Origin of the sequence: Ruminococcus flavefaciens ND2009, from assembly GCF_000621785.1 — a bacterium.
GTDB classification, from domain to species: Bacteria; Bacillota; Clostridia; order Oscillospirales; family Ruminococcaceae; genus Ruminococcus; species Ruminococcus flavefaciens_C.
Genome location: NZ_KK211348.1, coordinates 220,511 through 247,501 on the forward strand (window position 1 = coordinate 220,511; position 26,991 = coordinate 247,501).

A 26,991-nucleotide genomic window follows, 5' to 3' on the forward strand; every position below is an offset into this window, starting at 1 on the left:
ACAATTGTCAAATACTATGATAATATTATAACAAAGGGGCGGACATTTGTCAAGTCCCTGAAGTAAAAAATAACGGAGGTCGTAATTATGGCACAGGTTACAAAGGATACAAAGATAGGCGAGCTTCTCCAGCTTGACAAGGACGTATCACCTATTCTTTTCAGCATAGGAATGCACTGCCTCGGATGTCCTGCATCACAGGGCGAGTCCATTGAGGAAGCAGCAATGGTACACGGTGTGAATGCAGACGAGCTTGTTGACGCTATCAACAAGAAGCTTGCTGAATAATTTTTTCAGGCTGATATGATAAGGAAAAGGCACCCGAAGGTGCCTTTTTTCTTTTATATCTCGATGATATTGTGATCGTATACCAGAAGTGTAAAGCCAACATTGTTGATAACTGTATTGGCGATACGCTGAGGCGGATCGATTGCGTAGGAGTTGGACTGCTGGAACAGGCTGTACTCATAATCCGAGAGAAGGAGGAAGTAATCCTTCTGGTAAGGATCTGTCTCATACCATCTTCTTGAGGACTGGTATGTTCTCATGGTCGCGCCGTTCTCATCGACATTGATGTCAAATACCTTGATCTTGTTGTTGGTGATAAGTGTAACGGAGTTAGCATTCCAGAATGTAGCATAGCCCTTTGTAACGCCCTGTTCCTCAAGGAAGTCAGCAAGCATGAACTGTGTGTTAGTCTTGTATGCGTCCTTCTTCATCTTTCTGACATCGTTGCAGTGAACAAGACCTGTTACGAAGATGGGGACGAAGAGCACAACTGCCAGTCTTGCAACATCTGCCTTTCTGGAGACAGACCATGTGAGGAAGAGTATGCTTACGATGAGCGAAGTGCCTATCATTGGGATTATTCTCCAGTCAGCAGCGGAGAGAACACCGAATACATAGCCCATGATGTTTACAGCTGTAACAGCCCAGTGCATCCATATCCAGATACGCATCATTCTGCCCTTGCGGTCGTCGCCGAACTTCTTGTAGAAGCAGGTAGCAACGATGGGGAGCACAGCTATAAGGATAGCTGTCATGAGGCAGAGCATATTGGGGATACCATCTTTGCTTGCAAACTTAACGTTTGTAAGGCTTCTGACGCCCAGGAGCCTCATCCATGCGAAGGGGAGCTTCTGGAAGTGCTCAAGCCATTCCTCCATAGGTGAGAAATTGGAGTTTGCCTCCTGATAGCCTGCGCTGAGGTCGCCCAGGAGCTTCTTGTTGATGAAGTTTCCGATAACAGCCATTACCAGGAACACAAAAGCTCTGAAAGCAACAAGGAAGGTCTTGCTGCTGAAAAGCTTGGTCTTTGCGTCAACGAACTGCTCTGCGAATACAGCGCCTGCGAAGGGAAGCACGAACAGGGTGAAGCCTGTGATGCCGTCCAGACCTGTGCAAACCATGAATGCACAGATACAGAGGAAAATGATTATCCTGTGGATAAATGTCTTCTTGGTGTCCTTGCCCTCTTTTCTCAGAGCTGAGGCCTTGCCGCTGACGGTAAGGAGCCTGAAGTAGAGGAAGGCACCGATGAGCAGGAAGAGTATTCCCAGGGAGTAGTAAATGGTGTGTCCCCAGAATATCTCACGCATTTTCTGAGTGGAGAGCGTGATGGAAAGGAATATTGCCGTTCCGACCATGGAAATGGGGAAGCTTCCCGTTGTCTCTCTTATCATGAACAGCATGAATACCGTGAGCAGTACGAAGAAGCACATCATTCCCACGATATGAGCAGTCATTCCGTAGCCGAACATATGGATAAGGGGGATCATTATGGTGCTTGTGCTGAATGGCAGGAAGCAGGCATAAGAGAAGTCCTTATCGTAGGTGTGGCCGCTTTCCACGGAAGCCTCAGCCCAGATGATAGTATCGGTGCAGTCGGCGTGGAATTCAGCCTTGGAAGCAGTGGTAACGTAGTAGATAGTAACTGCGCAGACGCCCAGGAACAGTGCAGCTGTGAGTACCCAGACAGCTATTTTGCCCAGAATGTCAAGGTGGAGACGTTCCTTTAAAGCTGCAAGCTTTTCTGCCAGAGTCTTTGGCTCTTCTGTCTCGGCAGGCTCCTCGGTCTTCTTCTCGGGCTTGCTGCTCTTGTTTTTATCGCCATTGCTCTTGTCCGGCTTTTTGCCGTCGGAGCTTTTTTTGCTGCTGTTGTTGTTTTTGCTGCTTTTCTTTTTAGCGCTGTCAGCAGCCTTTTCAGCTTTCTCGGCAGTCTTTTTCACTGCCTTTTCGGCTGCTTCTCCGGTCTTTTTCACCTTTTCCGCAGCTTCTTCGGCAGCAGTCTCGGTAAGGTCGATGACCTCCTCAGCCTCATCAGCGGCAGTTTCGGTAAAGTCAAGTACCTCCTCAGCTGCGTCCTTTACACTGTCAGCAGCCTTTTTAGTCTTGTCGTCCATATTTTTCCTCCATAAAAGGCAGGGGGCGCATAAACGCCGCCCCACGATAATAAATTATGTCTTGTCCTTTTTAGTGTAGAGCAGTATCTTTCTTGCGAAGAAGTTCCACAGGAAGGATACAGCGGTAGAAACTACCTTTGCTATCATCTGATAAGCGCTGGTCTTGTCGCTGAGCCATACCTCAAAGCCCTTGGTGATACCCATAGTGATGAGGAGTCCCACAACACCTATGGCAGCAAATCCGAGGAATTCCACGAATTTGTTCTTGACGTTTGAGGTCTTGAATATCCAGAAGGTGCTGATGAGATAGTTGACGATGAGACCTGCCACGAATGACAGTGAATTTGCCGCAACGGCGAAACGCTCGCCGAAGACGAACTTGAAAAGAACGAAGGAAAGTCCCCAGTCAACGACGGTAGCGAGACCGCCGACGAAGATATAGCGGAAGAACTGTATGAGTGTATTGTCTGTATCTCCCACAAAGAGCTTCTTGAAGTCCTTGTCGCGGAAGATCTGTTTGATCTCGTCCATTACTTCTGCTTCTCCTCGTGGTATTCCTTCTCTGTATTTACGTTCCAGATAGCGGACTTATCTGTGCTGCCGCTCTTGATAGCCTTTACAGCCTCGAAGGAGGTTACCATAGAGTGGTCGATATTGTTATATCTGTGCTGGCCGTTACGTCCTACGCAGTAGAGGTTGGGGATAGTATCGAGGTACTCGATGAGCTTGTCCATCTCGTCGTAGGTATCGAAGTAAGCAGGGTAAGCCTTCTTCACCTTTTCCATGTGGGTGTCGATGACCTGGTCTGCGCTGTCGATAAGACCGAGCTTTACCATTTCCTTTACGCAGAAGTCAGAGAACTGCTTCTCGGTCATGTTCCAGAACTTGTCGCCCTCGGTAACGAAGTACTCAAGACCTACCCATACGGTATGGCCAAGGTCCTTTACCATGTAAGGAGACCAGTTGTTATAGATCTGGAAACGTCCCATCTTTACACGTCTGTCCTGAACGTATACCCAGCAGTCGGGCACGATATTGCCTACAGTCTTCATATTGGTCTTGTTCTTGAGCTTGAGCTTGGGAACGAGAACACCGAGGGTCATGTAGTCACGGTAGGGAAGACCTGCGGCGATCCTTGCAGCGTCCTCGGGAACATCGTTCATGCCTGCAACAAGGTCCTTGACAGGCATTGAGGAGATAACGCAGTCGCCGCTGAGCTCTACCTCCTTGCCGTCCTTTATATAAGTAACGCCTGTGAGGTTGTTGTTTTCGTCCTTGTGGAGCTTCTTAACGGCAGCCTCCATGATGATGGTACCGCCCAGCTTCTTTACTTCATCGGCAGTTACCTCCCAGAGCTGTCCGGGACCAAGCTTGGGGTACTTGAACTCCTCGATGAGAGAGGTATTTACCTTACGGTTCTTTACCTTGAAGAGCTTTCCGAAGAAGTCCTTGATGATACCCACGATAGACAGACCCTTGGTACGCTGAGCGCCCCATGAAGCGTCGATCTCGCTGGGGTGTCTGCCCCAGAGGTTTTCGGTGTAGTACTCGAAGAACATGGAGTAGAGCTCCTTACCGAAGCAGTTGATGTAGAAGTTCTCCAGATTGTTCTCGGGACGCTTGTGGATAGCAGCCTTGAGGTAGCTGAATCCCACCTTCATAGTTGTGAAGAAGCCGAAATTCTTGATAGTCTCGGGCTTGAGCGAAACGGGGTAATCATAGAACTTGTCGTTGAAAAGGATACGTGACACTCTGTGTCTCTTGAGCATAACGCGGTCTGTGTACTTGGGGTCGGGACCGCCTTCCTCAACGTTTACGTGTCTCTTGAGGAACTTATCGTCCGATGAGGGAACGCCCTGAACGGGAAGCATATTGCTCCACCACTGATTTACCTCGGGTATTTTTGAGAAGAAACGGTGGCCGCCCATATCCATACGGTTGCCCTTGTAGTTTACGGTCTTTGAGATACCGCCGATAGCAGAGGTCTCTTCGAGTACAGTGACATCGTATTCGCCTGAGCCGTCTTTGAGAAGCTCATAGGCAGCGGTAAGACCCGCAGGTCCCGCACCGATAATAATGACTTTTTTCATGTTTTATTACCTTTTCCCTTCCACGGAGCCGTAAGCTCCGAAAATAGTCTTATAATAATTAGACGCATGAGCGCCCGAAAACTCTCACCCTCGGGAGAGAATTTTTTTTGCGGAAGAGCTATGCAGAAAAAGTGCATAACTATCCATAGTATAAGTTACATTATAACACATTGATGAAGAATAATCAAGGGAAGGAAGTCTATTTCTGCACAAGAGCCGGGAATTTAATGCAATTCCAACAAAAACGAACAGACAAAATTGTGCTCTTGCACGAAGTCTGAGCCTGCCTGTACAAAGAAAAAACTGAGTTAAGCCCTTAGTCCTTAGCCGTTAGCATAATGCAGGGGTGGATATTATCCGCCCGATAATAAAAAGGCAAAGCCGCTTCCTGATGGCTAAAAGCTAAAGGCTAATGGCTTCAGAGAAACATAATGCCCCTGGGCACTTTTCAGCGCTCAGGGGCAGAACTTCCGTATAAGCACAAAAGTCAGGTGTGCTTTGGGTATTTACTTTTCAGAGCAGAACTCTACCTTTTCACCGTTGAGGATCATATTTGTAGTCCTTACTGCGCACATTTTTCCGCACATGGAGCAGGTGTGTCTGTCAGCGGGGGGAGTGCTCTCGAAGTAGGCTCTTGCCTTTTCGCCGTCAACAGCTATCTCGAACATCTTGTCCCAGTCTACCTCGTGACGAGCCTCAGCCATAGCGTTATCGCGGTCTGTTGCGTGGGGGATGCCCTTTGCGATGTCGGCAGCGTGAGCAGCTATGCGGCTTGCGATTATACCCTCCTTAACGTCGCTTGTGTCGGGAAGACGGAGGTGCTCTGCGGGAGTTACATAGCAGAGGAAGTCCGCACCGCTTGCAGCAGCGATAGCACCGCCGATAGCAGAGGTGATGTGGTCATATCCGGGGAAGATGTCAGTTACCAGAGGTCCCAGGACATAGAATGGAGCGTTGTGGCATATACGCTTCTGGAGCTTCATATTTGCAGCGATCTCGTTCATAGCCATGTGACCGGGGCCCTCTACCATGACCTGAACGTCCTTTGCCCAGGCTCTTTCCGTGAGAGCGCCCAGCTCGATGAGCTCTGAGATCTGTCCTGCGTCGGTAGCGTCGTCGATACAGCCGGGGCGGAGAGCGTCTCCCAGGGAGATGGTGCAGTCGAACTCGCGGAGTATATCCAGCACCTCGTCATAGTGCTCGTAGAAGGGGTTCTCGTTGCCTGTCATCATCATCCATGCGAACAGGAGTGAGCCGCCCCTTGAAACTATGTTCATCTTGCGCTTGTCTCTGCGGAATGCCTCAACAGCGCGGCGGTTGATACCTGCATGGATAGTCATGAAGTCAACGCCCTCCTCTGCGTGAGCGCGGACAACTCTCAGGAAGTCATCGGCAGTTATCTCAAGGAGGTCCTTTTCAAGGTAGCCGATAGCGTCATACATGGGAACTGTGCCTATCATAGCAGGTGACTTTTCTATGAGAGCGGTGCGGAAGGTATTGGTCTTGCCGTAGTTGGAGAGATCCATGATAGCCTCGGCGCCGAATTTAAGCGCCATATCAACCTTTTCCATCTCTACGTCATAGTTTTTCGCATCGCCTGAGATACCCAGGTTCACGTTTATCTTGGTACGCATTCTTGTGCCGATACCCTCGGGAGAAATGGACTTGTGGTTGATATTACATGGGATGCAGACCTCGCCCTTTGCCACCAGCTCACGGAGCTCCTCGGCGCTTATATATTCCTTTTCAGCGACTATCTTCATCTCGGGAGTGATAATGCCCTTCTTTGCCGCTTCCATCTGTGTACTGTAGTTTCTCATTTTTATTTCCTCCATATATTATGGAGCCGGGAGCGCGGGGGAGCAGGTCATGCTCTTGTCTCCCGGCTTCCCGTTATTGTTTTTTTGCAAATATCTTCTTTGCGGCAACACACATTATAATAGTAGCCGCCATGTCGGGCAGAGTATTTCCCACGGGAATGTCCACCCTCATAAGTACCCTGTAGAGCGCAAATCCCAGCACCCACACGATACAGCTTATTATGTCGAAGCTCTTGTCCGAGCTGTCCTTTTTCAGTATGAAATGGTCCGCTATCTGAACGGCTATCATAGGCGCGAATACCGAGCCGATGAGATAGAGGAAGTCCGTTATATCGTCCATTGGGAAGATGATAGCTCCCGCAGTACCGATGACCGCAGCAGCCACGGCTATCCACTTGCCCTTGAGCTTGGCGAAGATGGACTCTCCCGAGATACCTGCGGAATAGGCGTCAAGGAAGGTGGTTGTGACTGTGGAGAATACCACGATGAGGAGACCCGCAATGCCGAGGCTTGCCTTCAGCATTATCTGTGCGATGTCATATTCGCCTGTGAATATAGCAGCTCCCATGCCGATAGCGTACATCCAGCAGCTTATAATGCCGTAGACGATGGCGCTGACAGCCGTAGCTGCAACAGGCTTTTCAGCTTCTCTTGTGTAGTCGCTTATGAGTGGCAGCCATGAAAGGGGCATAGCCACAGACAGCTCCACGGCGGCGCCGAAGCTCATGCTCTCCTCGGAGATGGGGAGCTCGCTGCCGTCGAAGAATATAATCTTGCAGAGTATCAGCGTCAGCACGAACAGTGCAGCCATGGCGACTGTATTTACCTTGCCCAGATTTTTTATGCCGATGAGTATCCAGAGTATGATAAGTCCGCCAATGACCAGACACCACACCCAGCGACCTGCGCCGAAAATGCCGTTTGCGGCCAGAGCGCCGTCGTATATCATGATAGCCGTCCAGCCCACCAGCTGCAGCACGTTCAGGGCTGAGAAGAAGATACCTCCCTTGCTTCCGAAGCTCATCTTTACGGTCTCCATAGCGCTTTTGCGGGTCCTGCCGCCGATGAGCCCCGCAAGGAACAGCATGGTGCAGCCGATGATGTGACCGATGATGACTGCCAGGAGACCCTTTCCGAAGCCCAGGGGAGCGAAATATGTTCCCGTGATTATCTCGGCGATGGATACACCTGCGCCGAACCAGATAAGTCCGTTTTCATATATTGAGGTGCGCTTCTGTTCCATTACTCAGCCTCCCGGGCAAATCTGCCAGTAAGAGCGAAGGCGTGAGCCATGGGACCGCTGCCCTTTCCGAGGTCCAGCATTGCAGCCAGAGCCCCCGATATGTATTCCTTAGCCCTCTCTACAGACTCCTCAAGACCGAAGCCCTTAGCCAGATTTGAGGCTATGGCGCTGGAAAGAGTGCAGCCTGTGCCGTGGGTGTTTGGATTGTCGATACGTTTTCCGTTGAACCATGCAGTTTTGCCGTTATTCCAGAGCAGGTCGTTGGCGTCGCTGAGACTGTGACCGCCCTTGCAGAGCACTGCACAGCTGTACTTGCTGCCGATGATCTCTGCGGCTTTTACCATGTCCTCCTGTGAGGATATTTTCATATCCGCCAGTATCTCCGCCTCGGGGATATTGGGCGTCACCACAGTGGCAATGGGGAGGAGCTCCGACCTGAGAGTCTCCACAGCCTCCTCGGCGATGAGCCTTGAGCCGCTGGTAGCCACCATAACGGGGTCTACAACGATGTTCTCCGCCTTGTATTCGCGGAGCTTCGCAGCAATGGTGCGGATAAGCTTGTCGGAGGAGACCATGCCTGTCTTTACTGCGTCGGGACGTATGTCCGTAAACACAGCGTCAAGCTGCATGGATAGAAATTCAGGCGTTACCTCCATAATACCTGTTACGCCGGTCGTGTTCTGGGCTGTGAGAGCGGTTATAGCGCTCATAGCGTAAACACCATTCATGGTCATTGTTTTAATGTCCGCCTGAATGCCGGCGCCTCCGCAGGAGTCGCTTCCTGCGATCGTTAATGCTGTTTTCATGTACATTTCTCCTTTTCGGTAATTTCGGGATCTCTCCCCAGCATTAATTTTGTATAGCGAGACAAGGTGGTGCCCCCGGTGTCCCGCTTTTGATAATTCATAATGCATAATTCATAATTCATAATAAATGTCGCCGATACGATATTAAAGGCATAATTATGTTCTGTCCGCGTAAGCGGACACCAAAATTATGAATTATGGATTTTTAATTATGAATTGAAAAAAGGTGTGCCCGCAAAGAGAGACACACCTTCATTGCAAAAGTATTTCCCTCCGTTGGCATTATCCAAATCAGGTAAGGTCGGAGTTTACAACTCCCTCTCAGCCTGTTCACAAGCTCCCTTTTTTTATTATTATACCACTTTTATATGAATTGTCAAGCGGCTTGGGGCAGTTGTTTCTGAAAGATATTGAAAATAATCACGCCCTGTGATATAATGATAATAATGAAGCTAAGTCGGGAATGTACTGTAAATGAGGTAATGCTGTGGATATGGAGACAATTATTTATGTCGTAATTGCCGTGGGCTTATTTATCTATCATGGGCTGGATGTATTCTATAAATACAGGTGCTACACCGAGGAGGTGGAAGCCACGCTCAGAGATGTGGATACAAGCACTCTGAAGTTCCCCGGTGAGGAAAGAAGGTTTACCTTCACATACACCTTTGTCTATACCTACGGCGGTGAAGAATACCGGCATATCGTCAGGTCGAATTCCTCGATCTATGATAAAGACGACTCCATCATTCTCAGGATAAATCCCGTATTCCCCGAAGAGTATATAGTTCCCGGTGAGTTCATAGCACGAAAGCAGAAGGTTTTTGCGGTATTGCTGATAATTGCAGTGCTTCTGGTCATGATCCGTTTGGGGTTCAGGGAAAGTCATTTTAAGATATACTGACTTAAAAAATGAGAAGGAGAGGTCATGCTTTGCCTGCTGTCTCCGGCAGCCGCATATATTGCATTCTTGTTTCCCGGATAACGGAATATTCTTAGATCTGCAAGCGTTCTATGCTAAATACACTGGTCGGTGCTCTCACTGCGGGGGCACCGATTTTTTATGCTGATTAAAGAATATTAATAAAATATACTTGAATTGACGGCGGATTTTTGTTAAAATCAGTATATGAGGCTGGTTTCAGCTATTATATATTAAAACGGAGGTAAGATCTATGGACAAGAAGGCTATGTATAAAATAAGCTACGGACTTTTCGTTGTTACAGCACAGAGAGACGGCAGGGATAACGGATGTATCACAAATACCCTTGCTCAGGTGACTTCGGCTCCCAACAGGGTAAGTCTCACCGTTGCAAAGACCAACTTCACTCATGACATGATAATGGACTCAGGAGCATTTACCGCTTCCGTTATAAGCACTGACGCGGATTTTGAGCTGTTCAGGCATTTCGGTTTTCAGTCAGGCAGGGACGTGGACAAGTTTACGGACTTTACCGGCTGCAAGCGCACAGAGAACGGCACATTTATCGTAACCAAGGGCACCAATGCCTATATCTCGGGCAAGGTCTGTCAGACTGTTGACCTGGGCACCCATACCATGTTCATCGCAGATGTTACTGATATGGAGGTGCTCTCCGATACGCCCTCAGCTACATATGAATACTACCAGAGCAATATCAAGCCCAAGCCCGAGGCTGTAGGCACTACCTCCGACGGTCAGACCATCTGGAGATGTGTTATCTGCGGCTATGAGTACGTGGGCGAGGAGCTTCCCGAGGACTTCATTTGTCCTATATGCAAGCACGGTGCTTCCGACTTTGAGAAGGTCACAAAGGCTCCCGACAAGGACATGGTGCCTGTGGGAAAGACCGAGGGCGGTCAGACGATCTGGAGATGTACAGTCTGCGGATATGAGTATATCGGCGACGAGCTTCCCGAGGGCTTTGAGTGTCCTCTCTGCGGAGTCGGCGCGGATATGTTCGAGAAGATAAGCGAGGCTCCCGCCGAGACCGCTTCCGCCAATAAGTACGCAGGCACAAAGACCGAGAAGAACCTCCTTGAGGCTTTTGCAGGCGAGTCTCAGGCGAGAAACAAGTACACCTACTATGCTTCCGTGGCAAAGAAGAACGGCTATGAGCAGATAGCTGCCCTGTTCCTCCAGACTGCCGAGAACGAGAAGGAGCACGCAAAGCTGTGGTTCAAGGCGCTGGGCGGCATAGGCACTACTGCGGAGAACCTTCTCCATGCCGCTGAGGGCGAGAACTTCGAGTGGACAGATATGTACGAGAGAATGGCGAGAGAAGCCGACGAGGAAGGCTTCCACGACCTTGCGGAGCAGTTCCGCGGCGTAGGTGCCATCGAGAAGCACCATGAGGAGCGTTACCGTGCTCTCCTCCACAACGTTGAGGCTATGGAGGTATTCAGAAAGAGCGGCGTGACAATGTGGGAGTGCCGCAACTGCGGACACATCGTCATCGGCACCGAAGCACCAGAGGTTTGTCCCGTTTGCTTCCACCCCCAGAGCTACTTCGAGGTGAGAAAAGAGAATTACTGATATAGCATGATAGGGTGAGGAGAAAAATGAAAAAGCTTATAACTGTACTCAGCCTGTCGGGAGCGCTTCTGCTCCTTGCAGGCTGCGGTACAGCAAAGAAAAAGGAGTGTACCATAAATATCCACTCCCACCACATCGGCTGGGGAGAGGACGGTAACTTCCTGGGTGAGGGAGAAGCTGACCAGACTCTCACCGTCAGGGAGGGAATGAAGCTGTATGAGAACTGGGGCGGCGAATGGCTCACCGATAAACCCGAGACTCCCGATCTTCAGGTCATAGCGGAGATAAAGTCCATAGAACCGGACTGCGTTGTCTGGGTAATGGACGGTCAGCAGGTGAAAAGGAGTTATGGCAGCAAGTGTAAGGTGGACTCACTGTATACCGTATATGACGGCACAAACTATGACTATATGGTCTACTTCTCGGACTATAGGGAAAAATAGACTTCAAAGGCAGTAACACTAATGGATACAATTAAAAAGTACAAAATATTCAACCGCGATATGATGAAATGCCTTGCTATCTTCATCATGTTCTGGGGACACCTGATAGGCTGGGTGATCATGGACAGGTACGACGGCGACGTAACGAAATATTATGAGCTTCCGCTGTGGGAGCTGATACTGATATACACGTCACTGTTCTGTCCGCCTGTCATGTTCTTCTTTATCGCGGACGGCTACAAATACACCCGTGACAGGAAAAAATACGCCAAAAGGCTGTTTATCTTTGCCTGCATAGCCCAGCCCTTTGACTGGCTTTGCTGTCACAAGGCATTCGGCTGGTGGCATACCAATGTTATATTCACGCTGTTCTTCGGACTTCTTGCATTAATGGCGTGGGAGAGCAGGTTCAGGCTCTGGCAGAGGATAGGACTTATCCTGCTGTGCATGGGCACAACTGCGGCGATACAGTCAGACTGGTTCATATTCGGTATATTGTACATACTGCTGATACATGGCTTCCGCGAGAAGCCGAAGGTACGCTGCATCACGTATTTCGGGCTGTCGGCGCTGTACTTCGGACTTAATCTGTTAAGTCTGGGAAAGGTGCCCACGGTGCCGCTGCTTGCGGAGATAGCCACAATGTTTCTCATGTTCGTGGCAGCATATCTCTGCATGACAGTTTTCTACAACGGCAAAAAGGGCAGACACCCCGAGTTTGCCAAGTGGTTCTTCTATATCTTCTATCCGCTCCATTACTTCATTATATGGATAGTCGAGAATATAGTGAACAGATAAGAAGAATTTAGCGCGTATGCGCTAAGTTGATAGTTGAAAGTTGAGAGTTAATGTGTTCGCTTCGCTCACAATATTTAAATATTGTCGCCGCAGGCGACACCACAACTACTTACTACTCACTACTAACTCAGAACAAACAAGCCCCGAAGCAATTGCCTCGGGGCTTTTCTTAAATCATATTGTCTGCTGCTTTGAAAGTACCAGTTTTCTCAGCGGTATCATGTCGAATACGTCTATCTCTCCGTCACCGTTTATATCTGACTTTTCGGGAGCAGCAAGTGCGTCCTTTTTGAGCAGATAGCGCTGGAGCGAAACAAGGTCTGCCGCAGTTACAAAGCCGTCGTTGTTTACGTCGCCTGTGAGAATGTCGGCGCCCTCAACTCCGTATATAGCTATCTCGGCAATGTTGCAGAGGTATTCGGAGTCGGTATTGAGGGGACTTGTGGGAGCTCCCTCGGGAACTTCGTAGCGGATATAGCGTGCCTTCACGCCCTCAAGCTCTGGAGTGAAGTTCATTCTGAATGTGGGCTTGGTCTCGACGGTGTATACCTTTGTCCAGTTGACACCGTCCACTGATGTGCTGAAGAAGCCGCCGATCATTCTTGCCTCATAGCCGTTTCTTGGGCAGTAAGCGATATTGCCTATATCGCATACCTTCTCAAGGTCAAGAGTGACATAGCCCTGCTGGAGACCGTCAAAGTATGTGTTCATGTCGCCGTCATAAGCCTTGTCAGCAGATGTTGCTGTGGACTCATGCCATGAAAGGGTACCTGTAACGTTCTTTGCAGTGAGCTTGTCATACCTGGTGCTGCTGCCCTGACCGTGGGGAACTCCGAAGAGAGCGATCTCCGCGATATTAGCGCAGTAGGAGCTGTCGCTGTTGTACTCGTTGGCGGGCTTGCCCGAGGGCACCTCATAGCGGATATAGCGTATGGTGGTGTCGCCGGAAAGGGAAGTCACATAATGCATACCCGAGGTGGGCTTGTCCTTTACCACATAGAGGTCTGACCAGGTCTGACCGTCCTGTGATACACGGAATTTTCCGTCTGTCATGCGGTACTCATAGCCGCTTCTGGGAGCGTATCCGAGAGCGGTGATGTCATAGAGACCGCCCAGATCTGCCTGTACCCAGCCGTCGCTGACGCCGTCAAAATAGGTGCCTGCGCTGCCGTCGAAAGCCTTGGTGTAGTTGGTCGAAGAGTCGCTGTTCCATGAGTCTGAGCCGCTGAGCTTTGCCGATGAAAGGTCTATCTTGTCGGTGAGGTCGGCACCGCCCTTTACACCGTCGATGATGAAGGTGGTAACGGACTGCTTGGCGAGAGTTGCCTGGAGAGCGCCGCCTGAAACCGTGGTATTACCGATGTTCTTCCAGTTTTCTGAGTTGCTGGTGCGGATCGTCTCTGCGGAGCTGCCCACAGCGCTGAAGCCCGAGAGGTCGAATACCAGCTGCTTGTCGGAGCTGCCGTCGTTGGTGGCAACGATGACCAGCTTGCCGTTTTTCTGGTCGAAGGCTGCCACGCAGTTGTTGCTGCACTTGAGCATTGTCATTCCGGGACGGATATAGCGTGAGAACTGTCCCATGGAGTAGTACTTCTTTGTGAAGATTATCTTGTCATTGTCGTGGTCGGCAACTGCGAGACCCCAGTAACCGCCCTGGGTATTTACCATACCCTTGTCCTTGTTGCCGTTCATGCCGACTTTTGAGATATGGTTGTCGATGACCTGCCAGAGTATCCACGCTGAGGAGTTAAGACCGTTGAGGTCGGTGGTTATGCGGTCTGCCAGCCAGAGACCTGCGCCCATTTCTCCTGCGTTGGTGCCTGCTGTTGAGCCGCCGTCCACCTCGCTCATCCACAGGTTCCTGCCTGCCTTGATGGCGGTGTCCTTCAGCTGACCGCGCTGGCTGCCGCCGTAGGTGTGTGTGTCGATACGTCCGATGAGAGCCTTTGTGGTATCGGACATCTTGTTCCATGAGGTTATCTGGGTGTCGATAATGGACTCATCGCAGGCGCTGATGATAATATCGTTGAGCCCGCGCTTTTTCAGTGACTTTGCAAGCTCCTGATATATCTTGTCCATGGAAGCACCCTGGTCGAAGTGACAGCCCTCCTGCTTTGCACTGAAGGCTCCCCAGTAGTTCGTATAGGGCTCGTTCATGGGGGTGATGCTCTGTACGTGAATGCCCCAGTCGTTTTCATAGTGGGCGGTGACTTCCGCCAGATACTCGGCGAAGTCAGTGTACTTGTCGTCACGGAGATTGTTCTGTCCTGAGTTTTTAGCACCCGTACTGCATCCGCTGTTGGTCATGTAGTAGGGGGGAGAGTTTGAGAACATCTCCACTATCATGTCATCGCCTGCCGCCTTGATACAGCGCTCCAGCACGTTGCGCTGGTTGTGGTCTGCGGACCAGTCATAGGTGACCGAGCCGTTGTTGTACTTGGTGTAGCCGGGCATATTTGAGTCTGTTCTGGTGATGTGGGTGTGGCTCGGATCATCACCGCCGCCGATATTGAATCGGGCGATATTGAGACCAAGTCCCTCGGGACTGAAGAAGGCGTCTGCGCTCTGCTGTGCGAGACTGTCCGAATAGCCAACTCTGTTTGCCCACCAGCACAGTGAAGTGCCCCAGCCTTCAAACCTGCCGCCGTTGATGTCGTAAACGTCGTATGGCGAGACCGAAACTACTGTCGCTGCCGCAGCCTCGCTCACTGGCATAGCCGCGAATGTTGTCGCAAAAACTGTCATTGCCGCTGCTGCGGATAATATCCTCCTGAATAAATTCATGCAAAAGGCTCCTTTCTGAATATACTTATTATATTATACATTAATTATCTGTATTTGTAAACAGAAAATATGCAGAATGTGGTGATATTATGACTTAAATTTTTTAACATCTGCACTGTGCTTTACAGATCATGCACGATGTGGTATAATTTATCCGTATTGAGCATTTTAGTGTCAGGCGGAGAGCCTCCGCACCCGTGTTCGCGATAAAGTATTCACAGGCGGAAAGAACACTCCGCGCCCGCACTAAATCCAGCCGTGAAGTGTCAGGCGGAGAAGCCTCCGCACCCGTGTTCGCGATGAAGTATTCACGGACGGAAAGAACACTCCGCGCCCGCACTAAATCCAGACGTGAAGTGTCAGGCGGAAGGTTCGCATCAGCTACGATTAACGAAAGGATAATTATGAGCGCATACGTTGAGTTCAGAAATGTGAAAAAGACATACAGGACAGGCGAGGTAGAGATACACGCTCTCAGCGACGTAAATTTTGAGATAAACAAGGGTGAGTTCTGTGTAATAGTGGGAGCCTCTGGTGCAGGCAAGACCACTATCCTCAACATCCTCGGCGGCATGGATACCCTTACCTCGGGAAGCGTATTCCTGGACGGTACGGAAATATCCGCCCTTAATAAAAAGAAGCTCACCGCCTACAGGCGCTACGATGTGGGTTTTGTGTTCCAGTTCTACAATCTGGTGCAGAACCTTACTGCGCTGGAGAATGTGGAGCTTGCCGCTCAGATATGCACAGACCCTCTTGACGCGGAAAAGGTGCTTCAGCAGGTGGGACTTGGTGAGCGCACCAAAAACTTCCCAGCACAGCTTTCGGGCGGTGAGCAGCAGAGAGTCGCCATTGCCAGGGCACTGGCAAAGAACCCCAAGCTGCTGCTCTGCGACGAGCCTACAGGAGCCCTTGACTACGAAACAGGAAAGGCGGTGCTGAAGCTTCTTCAGGACACCTGCCGCAAAAACGGCATGACCGTTGTGGTCATCACCCACAATCAGGCACTGACACCCATGGCTGACCGCATAATCACCGTGAAGAACGGAACCGTTTCAAGCGTGCGTATGAACGATAATATCGTTGACATCGCAGATATAGAGTGGTGACGGTATGGGTTCGGCAATAAGAAAGACCACTCTCCGCGAAATAAAGGGCACCTTCGGACGATTTTTCGCTATCATGGCGATAATCGCTCTCGGAGTGGGCTTCTTCACGGGAGTAAGGATAACAACCCCCGCAATGGTGAACACGGTCAGCGGCTATCTCAACGAAAAGCAGTTCTACGATTACAGGCTGCTGTCCTCACTGGGCTGGAATGACGATGATATTGCGGACTTTCGTCTTCGTCCCGATGTTCGCAGTGCAGAGGGAGCATACAGTCTTGACATACTGACCTCGGGGGAAAAGGAATATGTGTTGAGGGCACATTCCATCACCGGGGATATAAACGGCATAAGGCTCAGAAGCGGCAGGATGCCCCAGGCTTCCGACGAATGCCTTGTGGACGCCAATAAGGGCGATTTCAAGATAGGAAGGGTATTCAGTGTTTCGTCGGAAAACTCCGACAGGGTAAAGGAGTCCCTTGCCGCCCATAGTCTGAAGGTGGTGGGTACCTGCGATTCCTCACTTTATATCAACTTCGAGAGGGGAACTACCTCGGTCGGAAACGGCGAGATAACCGCCTTCATTTACCTTCCCGAGGAAGCCTTCGATATGGAGGTCTACACCGAGGCGTATGTGCGCTTTCAGCATGACTTTCAACTGTACTCCGACGAATATGACAGCTACATGGAGGGCAGGGACGAACAGTGGGAGGACATTGCCCGTTCAAGGGCTGATATACGTTATGAGGAGCTCCGCAGCGAGGCTCAGGAAAAGCTTGACGACGGCAGAAAAGAGCTTGAGGACAAGCGGAGCGAGGGGCAGCAGAAGCTGGACAGCGCCCGTGCCGACCTTGACAGTGCAAAGGCTCAGCTGGAGGGACAGGCGGCTCAGCTTGAGCAGATAAAGGAGCTTAGCCCGGGGCAGTACGCCGCAGGAATGGAGCAGTACAACGCTGCATTTGCCGACTATGAAAAGGGCGAGGCAGACTATGAGAGCTCTCTTGCTGACTTCAACAAACAGATAGGGGACGCGGAAAAGGACATCGCCGACGGCGAAAAGGAGCTTGAAAAGCTTTCCGCTCCCGAGATATACGTTCTGGACAGGAATACCAATATCGGCTATGCCTGCTTCGAAAACGACTCCGAGATAGTGGCGCAGGTCGCCCGTATTTTCCCCGTTTTCTTCATACTTGTGGCAGCTCTGGTATGCATGACCACCATGAGCCGAATGGTGGAGGAGCAGCGTACACAGATAGGCGTCCTCAAAGCCCTGGGCTACTCCGAGGGCACTGTCATGGGCAAGTTCATGTTTTATTCGGGAAGCGCAGCACTTATCGGCTGTATACTGGGCTATTTCGGCGGAACCTTCCTGTTCCCGAAGGTCATATGGAAGACCTATGAGCTCATGTATCTGAAGCTCCCCATGCCTTATCTCTTTGACACAAAGCTGGCGCTCATCGCTCTTGCGGTGTCACTCATCTGCTCAGTCGGCACGACATTGTTCAGCTGCCGTCTGGAGCTGGCGGAGACCTCGGCAGGACTGATGAGACCCAAGGCTCCCAAGGCGGGAAAGCGAGTTCTCCTTGAAAATGTGGGCTTTATCTGGAAGCGCCTCAAGTTCCTCCACAAGGTATCCATAAGAAATATATTCCGCTACAAGAAGCGGCTTTTCATGATGATACTGGGTATCGGCGGCTGTACAGCGCTTCTGGTCACGGGCTTCGGCTTAAAGGACTCCATCGCAGGCTTTGCCGAGACTCAGTACGGAGAGATAGAGGTTGCAGACGCCTCGGCTTCGCTGAAAAATATAGACGGGGAGCTGCCGGAGGCACTCAGCAGTCTCCTTGACGAGAATACCGCCGACTACAGGCTCATGTACACAGGCTCCTGGGATCTGCTCTACGGAAAAAAGGTCAAGAGCGTCACAGTGAACGCGGTTGACAGCTTTGACGGTCTGGACAAATATTATGTGCTCCGCGACATGGAGGGCAATGCCCTTGCTGCTCCCGCTGAGGGAGAAGCGGTGGTTAGCCACAGCATCGCCGAGAGATACAACGTGAAAAAAGGCGGCACCATAAGGCTCCGCGACGATAATATGCGTGAGCTTAACGTGAAGGTGTCGGGCATTTTTGAGAACCACGTCTACAACGTGGTGTTCATGGGCACCGGCACCATGGAGAAGCAGCTGGGCGAAAGGACGGACATAAACTTCGCACTCCTCAACTTCAATGATGGGGCAGATATATACAAGACATCTGCGGCACTTTCCAAAAACGGCAATATAACAGCGGTAGTGCTGTTCGGCGACCTGAAGGAGAGACTGAGCAAGATGATGAGCAGCCTGAATTATATCGTTCTCATCGTCATTATCTGCGCCGCAGGACTTGCATTCATAGTGCTCTACAATCTCACCAACATCAACATCACCGAGCGCGTCCGCGAGATTGCTACCATAAAGGTGCTGGGCTTCTTCCGACGGGAGACCTCCTCCTACGTGCTCAGGGAAAATCTGGCTCTCACCGCCTTCGGTACAGCTGTGGGACTTGGTCTGGGGATTCTGGTACACCGCTTTGTCATGGCTCAGATAAGAGTGGATCTGGTGGATTTCAGCGTGAAGGTGCTGCCAAAGAGCTTCCTGTACAGCATTCTCCTCACATTCCTTTTCAACTTTATTGTTGACCTGTTCATGGAGCTTAAACTTGAAAAAATTAATATGGCTGATTCCCTTAAATCAATTGAATGACAGACTTAAATTATGGTAAAATTTACTCCCTCTGCAAATCAGAGGGAGTATTTTTGTATAAATCTGATGAATATGCCTCGGAATATGCTCCTCAAGTTGACATTTTGTTGTTTTTGTGCTATGATATAAGTGAACCAAAGGGTTCAGGGGATATGGATCGATGTTTGTTTCGATAAGGAGAAAATTTAATGAATTACAAGATCAAAAGAGGTGTACTCAAAAGGTACAAGGACGAGAAAGGCGTTACCGAGATCTTTATTCCCGATAACGTCGGCATCATCGACGAGGGCGCTTTCTGCGACTGCACCAATCTTGTAAGGATACTCATGCCCGATACCGTTCAGGTGATCTCCGATACGGCGTTCAGCGGCTGTGAGAACCTTAAATGTATCGCACTCCCCGAAGGCACTTTAAGAGTGGGCTGGTATGCCTTCCGCGGCTGCCGCAGTCTCAGTGATCTGACTATTCCCTCAAGTCTTGAGGAGATAGGCAAGTTCGCATTTGCAGGCTGTGATCGTCTCTCATCCGTAAAGGTCACCTATAAGGATAAGGTGTATAAGTTCGGTCTCCGCGGAGAGCTGAACAACGAGAGATGGCAGAAGATAAGGACTACCCTCAGTACACTCGATAATAACATCGCTTCATAGCAGAGCTGTGTGCGGCATCTCCGCGCAGTTCAACAGAAAAAAGCCGAAGCAGCGCTTGCATTATTGCAGGCGCTGTTTTTTGCTTGCTTTTTTAGGCGCAGTGTGTTATAATATTCTCTATTCGACAGGAGGTATTTATGTCAGCACAGTTCAGAAAAAAATTCATCGGCACAAAGGGATTCTACAAGACCGTCATGGTCATGGTGGTACCAATGATACTGCAAATGATGGTCACCAATCTGGTGAGTCTCATTGATAATATAATGGTGGGCAGGCTGGGTACAGATCCCATGAGCGGAGTCTCAATAATCAACCAGTTCGTTTTCGTTTTCAACGTCACCGTATTCGGCGCAGTTGCGGGACCCAGTATCTTCGGCGCTCAGTTCTTCGGCAAGGGCGACAGCGAGGGACAGAAGCATACCTTCCGCTTCCGACTGCTGATATGTACGGGGATAATCGCCATAGCCGCCCTGATATGCAGCCTTTTCGGCTCGCCCCTCATATCGCTCTTCATCAGCAAGGACAGCTCTCCGGAGCAGAGGGACGCCATAATGAAGAGCGGCATGGACTATCTCAGGATAATCATGATAGGATTCGTGCCCTTCGGCATAGGTCAGGCGTACTCAAGCGTGGTAAGAGAGTGCGGCTACACCAAGGCTCCCATGGCAGCAGCCATGTCTGCGGTGGGGATAAACGTGCTGCTTGACTGGTGTCTCATATTCGGCAAGCTGGGAATGCCTGCCCTTGGAGTAAGAGGCGCTGCCTGGGCGACAGTCATCGCCAAGACCGTCGAAGCACTTGTGGTCATAGTCTGGGCGCATACTCACCCCGACAAGAACAAGTATATCAGGGGACTTTTCCGCGGCTTCCGCATACCCGGTTCGCTTATGGCAGACATCACAAAGAAGGGGATACCCATGCTGGCAAACGAGTTTCTCTGGTCCTTCGGAATGTCCGTGGTGATGCAGTGCTATTCCGTCAGGAGCACCGAAGTCGTTGCAGCGAGAAACATCTCCAGCACCATGACAAATCTTTTCAGCTCCGTATATCTCCAGATGGGAGCCTGTATCGCCATAATCGTCGGTGCAAGGCTGGGAGCCGGCAAGCTTGAAGAAGCCCGCGATACCGACAACAAGCTGCTTTTCTTCGCAGTTGCGGCAGCTGCGGCGGTTGGACTTGTTACCCTGCCATTCGCACCCATATTCCCACATATCTACAACACCGAGCCCTCGGTCAGGAGCCTTGCCGCCTACATGATAGTTATTCAGGCGCTGGCAATGCCGCTGTGGGGCTACACGAATGCCTGCTACTTCACACTGAGGAGCGGCGGCAAAACGGGTATCACCTTCCTGTTTGACTTCGGCTTCACATGGGTGATAATGATCCCCCTTGCCGCAGTCCTTGCCTACTTCACGAACCTTGATATACGCATCATCTTCGCAGTCGTCACCTTTTCCGAGATAATAAAGGTGGTCATCGGCTACTTCATGGTGAGGAGCGACATATGGGTAAACAACATCGTTGAGGATAAATAAAGCAAAATACCGCAGCTCCGCCGAAGGGGCTGCGGTATTTTGTTAAAGAGGAAAGAATGTGATGGTCATGCCTTGAATAATGTCCTTACGAAGTTGTAGAGGTGGGCGTGAATGGAATTGTCTCCGTGGTAGCCGCCGTTTACATAGTGCCAGATATGGGGCACGTTGTTTTTGGTGAAGCTGTCATTATATCCGCTGGGGATATTGTAGACTGTCTGATCGTTGCTGCCTGCGGTGATGAACAGGAGATGGGGCTCCTCGCCGCTCTTCCAGCTGAAGCTTCCTGTTACTCCCGGTGCAGGGCAGATAGCTCCTACATAGCCGAAGAGGTCGGGGCGCTGCATACCGATGAGGAGAGACTCACGTCCGCCCATTGAGAAGCCTGTGATAGCAGTGTTGTCCCTGCCTGTCTTTACGCTGTAATTCTTCTCGATATAGGGCATAAGGTCCTTGGTCAGGTCATTGATGAAGTTGTCATAGGCGGCGTTGTTGGCGTCGTCCATAGCTGAGCAGTCAGCCTGTGTGGCGCTGGAATAGATGTAGGGGAATACCACTATCATATCCTCAGCCTCGCCCTCAGCAATGGCATTTCCGATTATCTGACGGGTGTACATAGTGCCGTTGCCCTTGATTATCATTCTGTCCTGGTTCTCCCAGTAGCCGTGCATACAGTAGAGCACAGGGTACTTCTTGTTCTCATCGTAGTTTGCGGGGAGCAGGATATTAAAGGGCTTGTTGCGCTTACAGGTGGTGGAGTAGTAAGTGCCGCTCTTGACAGTGCCGTACTTTACTCCCGACTTCTCCTGGTGTGAGGAATCGGGCTCTCTGTTGACCACCTTTTCCTCCACCAGTTTTGTGTACTCAGCCATGGAGTAGTGGACTGAAGGTCCCTCGGTAACGATGTTCTCCTCAATGGGGAACTCGCTTATCCTGCCCAGCACGAACTGCTGAATGAGGAGCAGGTCCGCAACGTCGCATTTGCCGCTCCTGTTGACGTCGAAGGCCTTTTTCAGCCTTGCGTCATCGAACTTGTCTGCAAGGAGAGCCTTTCTTGCTGCTGTCATGTCGAAGCTGTCGATGACCAGATCGCCGTTTACATCACCGAGAATAACGGGAACTGCCTTTGGACCGTCAATGACAGTGCCTGCGGGAGCGCCGATGGCTTCGTCCACGCGGAAATCGTACTCGTCCTCAGCGGTCTCAACATAGAACTGGAGGTTTGAAGCCCCCTCGGGTATCTTGTAGCTGGTGTTGCTGAGCTGTATCCACTCGCCCTTGGGAACGTTGTCCACAATGGCTATCTTGTCATAGAAGGTATCATCGTCCTTGTCATACTGGAGAGTGAGATAGAAGGTCTGTGAATCGGGACCCTCGTCGTACTTCACAACAGTGCTGAAGCTGTATTCCTCGCCAGCCTTGAAGGTACCTGCTGCCAGCGAGCGCACAGCGCCGTTCCAGTTGGCTTCTCTGCCGCTGCAGAGGAGGGAAGCGCTGCCTGCGTAGCTGTCCTTGCTGTCGGAGGCAACGGAAGCGGAGCCTCTGCCGCTCCACTTTTCGGTGCTGCTCTCAAAGGTATTGTGGAAGAAGTAGCCGTCGGGATCGGGCTCCACGATATTGGGAGCATTCCACTCCTCCCGCTCATAGTCGAAGAAGTCGAAGTCTGCATAGCCGCCTGTGGTCTTGGTGGGGTAGCTGAAAATAGCGTTCCTGTAGCCTGTGAACAGCTTCAGGTCATAGGTCATGCCAATTTCCTTGCCTATCTTTGTCCAGCTGCTTCCGTCATATGAGTAATAGAAATTTACCTTGTCGATGTTGTTTGAGGAGCTTCCGTCGGAGGTGACATTGGCAAAGCGGTAGTCCGCTTTGAGGTATATCTCATTTCCGTTGAGCTTGGTCTCCTCCACTATATTGTTGCGGCTGTCGGTGACATTGGCATTATTGGAGTAGCCGCCGTTGTTAGCCATGTAAATGCGCTTCTCACCGTTGTCTGCAACGTAGACGCCCACGTTTCCGTAATTGAACTGGAAAGCGGAGAGACCTGCGTAGTCGCCCACCTTCATATTTGAGGCGTCAAGCTTGACAACTCCCGAGCAGGCAGGACCCTCGGTACGCATGGTGAGGGTATTTCTTGCCTTCAGGAGCTCAGAAGCGATGTTCTTGTTCTTGAGTCTCAGCCAGCCCTCACGCTCAGTGACCGACCATGCCGAGTTATCTGGATTGTGGTTCCACTGCCACTCAAGCTTCAGCTTGTTCTCGCTGTAGCTGAAATCATCGTCTTTGGCAAGCTGAGTCCCCGCAAAGCCGCCGTCTATCTCAAATGTTACGGGAGCCTTGCCGTTTACGCCCATCATAGGCCAGTCATTCTGCCATGTAACGGGGACAAGTACAGGTATTCTTCCAACTGCTCCGTGGTCCTGGAACAGCATTCCGTACCACTTGCCGTCGGGAGTATCAACGATACCGCCCTGTGCAGCGCCGCTTCCGTAGGAGCCTACGCCCGAGCTGAGCACAGCCTTGCTCTCATAAGTGCCGAGAAGGCTCTTTGAGCGGTAGCAGTACTCGGTACGGCCGCTGCCGCTGGGCCATGCAATGATGAATATGTAGTAATAATCGCCTATTTTCTGAATATGTGAGCCCTCGCCCGAAACATATCCCGATATATTGGTCTTGAACAGGGTCTTGTCCACGCCGCCCTGCTTGAAGCCTGTCATCTCGGAGTTGAGCTCCTTTATCTTTATCTCGCCGCCGCCGTAGACCAGGTAGTTCCTGCCGTCATCATCGAAGAGAATGGAGGCATCGTGGTACATACCGTTTATCTCGCTTCTTGTCCAGGTGCCGTTCTCGATGTCATTTGTCTTGAATATGTAGGATTTTCCCGTACCGTAGCTTCCGAAGAAGACATAGTACATACCGTCATGATAGCGGAGACTTGCCGCCCACTGTCCGTGGGAGTAGTCATGCTTGCCGTTTTTCAGGCTCTGAACGTCGCCGTCCGCAAGGGTGTCATAGACGTAGTTGCATATCTCCCAGGATACAAGGTCCTTGGACTTCATAATGGGAGCGCCGGGACTGAAGAACATGGTGGTGCTGACCATATAGTAGGTGTCGCCCACTCTGATGACGTCCTCATCGGGCACGTCCGCCCATATAACAGGGTTGGACACCGTGGACGTCTGTTCCGCGGCAGTGCTGTCAAAACGCAGGGAGGGCATTACCGCTCCCGCCGTCAGGGCAGCCGAAAGGAGCAGCGAAAGTGCTGCTCTTTTTGCATTTGTGTGTTTCATTTCCAATTCCTCCTTCTATAAATATCCCCTTTATTTCTATTTTATGTACCAAGGTTCGGAGCGTCAATTGTTTATCGTGCATGGTATATAACATTTCGACGAAATCTCTGCCCTTGTTGATTACTATTTTATCATAATGACGAACAAACTGCAACTGACATTTCGCAGATTTGGTGGACAAAATATATAAAAATACAGCTATTTGAACAAATTACTGCAATATTTTTCTATAAAATCGCTTATATTGACATCTCTATATAAATATGCTATAATAAATTATGAACATTTTGTGAAAGGAGCTTTGCTATGGCTCATTCCGAAAATATTATCCGCAGGGCAGCTGCTCTGCTCATATCCTTTATTATGATATTTACCTGCTGCTTTTTCCCCGACAGCGCACTCCGCGCAAAGGCGGCAGTTCTTAATAACCCCAACGGGGTATTTCTCAGCGAAGCATTCAATATTGCAGGAGGCAACCGCTACCATGAGCCCCGCTCTCAGTGGTTGAACTTCCTGGACAAATACTCAAAGACCGACTACTATCTGGGCACGCCTTTTGATTACTGGCTCTATTCCGCCTCTCCCAGGGGAGATGTGTGGCAGGCAGCCGAGGGCTACGGAAGCTACCTTGCCCAGGGCGGCGGCTCCTATGTGGACGGCGGTCTCAACAGCACCGGCTTCATCTGGCACGCTGCCGCAAAGAGCCTTGCAGAGGGCTCTGGACTTGATATGTCCGTAACGGGCAAATGGGTGCCCATGCTCAACGGCTTCAACACCAACGGCTTCTCCCGCCAGTGCTGGACAGGGGGCAACAACCGCTGGTATGACTTCATATCGAAGTACAGCGTCAAGTATTACGAATTCAGCACCAAGTCCGATATGCTCTCCAGCGGAGTACTCAACAAGGGCGATATAATCTGGTGCGTGGACGGCGCTGTGGGAACTCTCATGAACGGACTCAGTATCCCCGCCGACAATCATCACGTCGGCATATACATGGGGGACGGCTCCTCAGACCTCTGGTGGCAGACGGGTCCAACAACAGGGGACGGTGACTACTCCGCACAGTATAACAGCATAAATCCAATTTACGGCTGTGCAAGGAGCAATACCTACATCGTCCTGCCATGGGACGGCGTCAGCGGCTGGCAGCCTGCGGCGACTACAACCGTAACAACTACCACAACTGCTTCTGCACAGCCTGTGGCAACTACCTCAACATCTGCGGTATACCGCGAGCGAAGCACCAGGACAGTGACGGCGGGACTGAAAAATCCCGAGGGCGTCTACTTCAACGACGCCATAAAGGCAGCATCAGGCGGTCAGGCAAATATCTCACTCAGCCAGTGGCAGAGCTTCATAACCGAGTATGCCTCCAATGATTATTACATAGGCACTCCCTATTCCACATGGCTTTTCGCCACATCTCCCAGGGGAGACCTGTGGCAGTATTCCGAGGGCTGCCGTGACACCATAGTCAGCACGGGAGGCTCCGACACCGACGGCGGTCTTAACTGTATGGCATTCGTATGGCACGCTCTTGCCAAGGGCATCTCAGTTAAGACGGGCTGCACCATGAGCTACGCAGGAACACTGGTGCCCTTCAATGACACCTTCAATACCTTGTTTACAAGAAAGTCCTGGAACGGCGGAAGCGGCTGGCTCTCATACCTCAGCATTTACAATATAAGGTACTATGAGTTCTCCACAAAGGCGGAAATGCTGGGCAGCGGCGCACTCCGCAAGGGCGACATAATCTGGTGCGTGGACGGATACTACGGAACGGGTCTCAACGGACTCAGGCAGCTTTCCGACAACCACCACATAGGCATATACACAGGCAACGGCTACACCGACTGGTGGTGGCAGTCGGGTCCCACAAAGGGTGACGCAGTATTCACCGACCAGAAGAACAGCGTAAATCCCATTTACGGCTGCTCCGACAGGAATACCTATGTGGTAATTCCCTTCGGTGATGAGATAGTAAGGGATATTGTTGTGACAGCCCCGAAAACAACCACAACAACGACTACCACAACAACGACTACCACAACGACTACCACAACTACTACGACTACAACAACAACGACTACCACTACAACAACGACAACCACAACAACGACTACCACAACAACAACGACTACCACAACAACAACTACAACAACAACGACCACGACAACAACTACTTCCACAACCACCACAACAACGACCACTACGACAGCTCCTCAGAGCAGCACTACCATTGAGGAATGTCCCGTTGTGCTCAATTCCTCCGCTCATCAGGTTATAATGAGGAAGGGCATAGCACCCAGGGACATAGTCTCCTCCGCAGAGGTGGACGGAAAGGAGCTGGAGCCCGAGGAGCTCAGCTTCGGAAGTTCGGGAGAGCCCGAGCTGGAGTTCCGCAGAGTCGATGATACGCTGATATGCTTCGTCAGCCTCTATCTGGGCGACGAGCTTATAGCTTCGCCCACAGTGGCTTCCATTGTAAAGGGTGATGTGAATATGGACGGAGCTGTCAATGCGGTGGACGCAAGTATCGTTCTCAGCTGCTATGCACGGCAGTCCGTCGGTGAGAGCTTCACCTTCACAGGCGAGGAAAACAGCGACGGTGTAATGGAGCGCCTGGCGTTTATGTCTGCGGACATAGACACGGAATCGGTGAATATGTGCAGCGAGCCCGATTGCAGGATAGACAGCCTTGACGCTTCACGGATACTGGCATACTACGCCCAGAGATCCGTGGTCGGCGGAAAGCCGCAGTGGAACTGAGC

The 26,991-nt window shown here is 50.8% G+C and carries 18 protein-coding genes and 1 riboswitch; of the genes, 10 read left to right on the plus strand and 8 right to left on the minus strand.

Going from position 1 to position 26,991, the window contains the following annotated elements; genetic code table 11:
- The first annotated feature begins 87 nt into the window (after positions 1-87).
- Positions 88-288 carry a DUF1858 domain-containing protein gene (locus tag T488_RS0113845; RefSeq protein ID WP_028521311.1) on the plus strand — a complete coding sequence of 67 codons (201 nt, stop codon included), beginning with the start codon at positions 88-90 and terminating at the stop codon, positions 286-288.
- 53 nt (positions 289-341) lie between these two features.
- On the opposite strand, the gene T488_RS19015 is transcribed toward T488_RS0113845, so the two are convergent.
- The 6 genes from T488_RS19015 to thiD form a co-directional block, all read right to left on the minus strand.
- Positions 342-2,402, minus strand: a complete 2,061-nt coding sequence (locus T488_RS19015; RefSeq protein WP_028521312.1) for a hypothetical protein — start codon at positions 2,400-2,402, stop codon at positions 342-344.
- Between the two features lie 54 nt (positions 2,403-2,456).
- The gene (locus tag T488_RS0113855) at positions 2,457-2,933 is read right to left on the minus strand and encodes a GtrA family protein (protein ID WP_028521313.1); all 477 of its coding nucleotides are present in this window, start codon (positions 2,931-2,933) and stop codon (positions 2,457-2,459) included.
- A complete protein-coding gene (locus T488_RS0113860; protein WP_028521314.1) occupies positions 2,933-4,492 on the minus strand; it encodes an NAD(P)/FAD-dependent oxidoreductase in 1,560 nt (519 codons plus the stop codon). The genes T488_RS0113855 and T488_RS0113860 overlap by 1 nt, the downstream gene beginning before the upstream one ends.
- 506 nt (positions 4,493-4,998) lie before the next feature.
- Positions 4,999-6,312 carry a phosphomethylpyrimidine synthase ThiC gene (gene thiC / locus T488_RS0113865; RefSeq protein WP_028521315.1) on the minus strand — a complete coding sequence of 438 codons (1,314 nt, stop codon included), beginning with the start codon at positions 6,310-6,312 and terminating at the stop codon, positions 4,999-5,001.
- Positions 6,313-6,385: 73 nt separating this feature from the next.
- Positions 6,386-7,555: a putative hydroxymethylpyrimidine transporter CytX gene (gene cytX / locus T488_RS0113870; protein ID WP_028521316.1), complete on the minus strand. Its 1,170-nt coding sequence runs from the start codon at positions 7,553-7,555 to the stop codon at positions 6,386-6,388.
- Positions 7,555-8,361: a bifunctional hydroxymethylpyrimidine kinase/phosphomethylpyrimidine kinase gene (gene thiD / locus T488_RS0113875; protein WP_028521317.1), complete on the minus strand. Its 807-nt coding sequence runs from the start codon at positions 8,359-8,361 to the stop codon at positions 7,555-7,557. Before thiD ends, cytX begins: the two co-directional genes overlap by 1 nt.
- 251 nt (positions 8,362-8,612) lie before the next feature.
- Positions 8,613-8,715: riboswitch (TPP riboswitch) on the minus strand.
- Positions 8,716-8,854: 139 nt separating this feature from the next.
- Between thiD and T488_RS0113880 the strand changes: the two genes are divergently transcribed.
- From T488_RS0113880 to T488_RS0113895, 4 genes are all read left to right on the plus strand, one after another.
- Positions 8,855-9,265 carry a hypothetical protein gene (locus T488_RS0113880; RefSeq protein WP_196243327.1) on the plus strand — a complete coding sequence of 137 codons (411 nt, stop codon included), beginning with the start codon at positions 8,855-8,857 and terminating at the stop codon, positions 9,263-9,265.
- Between the two features lie 271 nt (positions 9,266-9,536).
- Positions 9,537-10,877, plus strand: coding sequence for a rubrerythrin (rbr, locus tag T488_RS20270; RefSeq protein WP_028521319.1), 1,341 nt, complete (start codon positions 9,537-9,539; stop codon positions 10,875-10,877).
- 26 nt (positions 10,878-10,903) lie between these two features.
- On the plus strand, positions 10,904-11,320 hold the full coding sequence (locus T488_RS0113890) for a hypothetical protein (protein ID WP_028521320.1): 417 nt from the start codon (positions 10,904-10,906) through the stop codon (positions 11,318-11,320).
- A gap of 21 nt (positions 11,321-11,341) precedes the next feature.
- A complete protein-coding gene (locus T488_RS0113895; RefSeq protein ID WP_028521321.1) occupies positions 11,342-12,118 on the plus strand; it encodes a TraX family protein in 777 nt (258 codons plus the stop codon).
- Between the two features lie 174 nt (positions 12,119-12,292).
- Here T488_RS0113895 and T488_RS0113900 read toward each other — a convergent pair whose 3' ends face one another.
- Positions 12,293-14,902 carry a discoidin domain-containing protein gene (locus tag T488_RS0113900; protein WP_028521322.1) on the minus strand — a complete coding sequence of 870 codons (2,610 nt, stop codon included), beginning with the start codon at positions 14,900-14,902 and terminating at the stop codon, positions 12,293-12,295.
- Positions 14,903-15,306: 404 nt separating this feature from the next.
- Here T488_RS0113900 and T488_RS0113905 point away from each other — a divergent pair, with 404 nt between their 5' ends.
- The 4 genes from T488_RS0113905 to T488_RS0113920 all read left to right on the plus strand — a co-directional run bounded on the left by T488_RS0113905 (position 15,307) and on the right by T488_RS0113920 (position 20,933).
- Positions 15,307-16,011, plus strand: coding sequence for an ABC transporter ATP-binding protein (locus tag T488_RS0113905; protein WP_028521323.1), 705 nt, complete (start codon positions 15,307-15,309; stop codon positions 16,009-16,011).
- Positions 16,012-16,015: 4 nt separating this feature from the next.
- Positions 16,016-18,751 (plus strand): ABC transporter permease, encoded by a 2,736-nt coding sequence (locus T488_RS0113910; RefSeq protein ID WP_028521324.1) that lies wholly within the window; start codon positions 16,016-16,018, stop codon positions 18,749-18,751.
- Between the two features lie 188 nt (positions 18,752-18,939).
- On the plus strand, positions 18,940-19,398 hold the full coding sequence (locus tag T488_RS0113915; RefSeq protein ID WP_028521325.1) for a leucine-rich repeat domain-containing protein: 459 nt from the start codon (positions 18,940-18,942) through the stop codon (positions 19,396-19,398).
- A 137-nt stretch (positions 19,399-19,535) separates the two neighbouring features.
- Positions 19,536-20,933, plus strand: coding sequence for an MATE family efflux transporter (locus T488_RS0113920; protein ID WP_028521326.1), 1,398 nt, complete (start codon positions 19,536-19,538; stop codon positions 20,931-20,933).
- Positions 20,934-20,998: 65 nt separating this feature from the next.
- On the opposite strand, the gene T488_RS0113925 is transcribed toward T488_RS0113920, so the two are convergent.
- Positions 20,999-24,217: a family 43 glycosylhydrolase gene (locus T488_RS0113925; RefSeq protein WP_028521327.1), complete on the minus strand. Its 3,219-nt coding sequence runs from the start codon at positions 24,215-24,217 to the stop codon at positions 20,999-21,001.
- A gap of 306 nt (positions 24,218-24,523) precedes the next feature.
- Between T488_RS0113925 and T488_RS19925 the strand changes: the two genes are divergently transcribed.
- Entirely contained in the window at positions 24,524-26,989 is a 2,466-nt protein-coding gene (locus T488_RS19925; RefSeq protein WP_196243328.1) for a hypothetical protein, read from the plus strand.
- Positions 26,990-26,991: the final 2 nt, after the last annotated feature.

Coding starts and splice junctions, on each gene's coding strand:
- T488_RS0113845 (WP_028521311.1), top strand. CDS start 88: ATGGCACAGGTTACAAAGGATACAAAGATAGGCGAGCTTCTCCAGCTT.
- T488_RS19015 (WP_028521312.1), bottom strand. CDS start 2,402: ATGGACGACAAGACTAAAAAGGCTGCTGACAGTGTAAAGGACGCAGCT.
- T488_RS0113855 (WP_028521313.1), bottom strand. CDS start 2,933: ATGGACGAGATCAAACAGATCTTCCGCGACAAGGACTTCAAGAAGCTC.
- T488_RS0113860 (WP_028521314.1), bottom strand. CDS start 4,492: ATGAAAAAAGTCATTATTATCGGTGCGGGACCTGCGGGTCTTACCGCT.
- thiC (WP_028521315.1), bottom strand. CDS start 6,312: ATGAGAAACTACAGTACACAGATGGAAGCGGCAAAGAAGGGCATTATC.
- cytX (WP_028521316.1), bottom strand. CDS start 7,555: ATGGAACAGAAGCGCACCTCAATATATGAAAACGGACTTATCTGGTTC.
- thiD (WP_028521317.1), bottom strand. CDS start 8,361: ATGAAAACAGCATTAACGATCGCAGGAAGCGACTCCTGCGGAGGCGCC.
- T488_RS0113880 (WP_196243327.1), top strand. CDS start 8,855: ATGGAGACAATTATTTATGTCGTAATTGCCGTGGGCTTATTTATCTAT.
- rbr (WP_028521319.1), top strand. CDS start 9,537: ATGGACAAGAAGGCTATGTATAAAATAAGCTACGGACTTTTCGTTGTT.
- T488_RS0113890 (WP_028521320.1), top strand. CDS start 10,904: ATGAAAAAGCTTATAACTGTACTCAGCCTGTCGGGAGCGCTTCTGCTC.
- T488_RS0113895 (WP_028521321.1), top strand. CDS start 11,342: ATGGATACAATTAAAAAGTACAAAATATTCAACCGCGATATGATGAAA.
- T488_RS0113900 (WP_028521322.1), bottom strand. CDS start 14,902: ATGAATTTATTCAGGAGGATATTATCCGCAGCAGCGGCAATGACAGTT.
- T488_RS0113905 (WP_028521323.1), top strand. CDS start 15,307: ATGAGCGCATACGTTGAGTTCAGAAATGTGAAAAAGACATACAGGACA.
- T488_RS0113910 (WP_028521324.1), top strand. CDS start 16,016: ATGGGTTCGGCAATAAGAAAGACCACTCTCCGCGAAATAAAGGGCACC.
- T488_RS0113915 (WP_028521325.1), top strand. CDS start 18,940: ATGAATTACAAGATCAAAAGAGGTGTACTCAAAAGGTACAAGGACGAG.
- T488_RS0113920 (WP_028521326.1), top strand. CDS start 19,536: ATGTCAGCACAGTTCAGAAAAAAATTCATCGGCACAAAGGGATTCTAC.
- T488_RS0113925 (WP_028521327.1), bottom strand. CDS start 24,217: ATGAAACACACAAATGCAAAAAGAGCAGCACTTTCGCTGCTCCTTTCG.
- T488_RS19925 (WP_196243328.1), top strand. CDS start 24,524: ATGGCTCATTCCGAAAATATTATCCGCAGGGCAGCTGCTCTGCTCATA.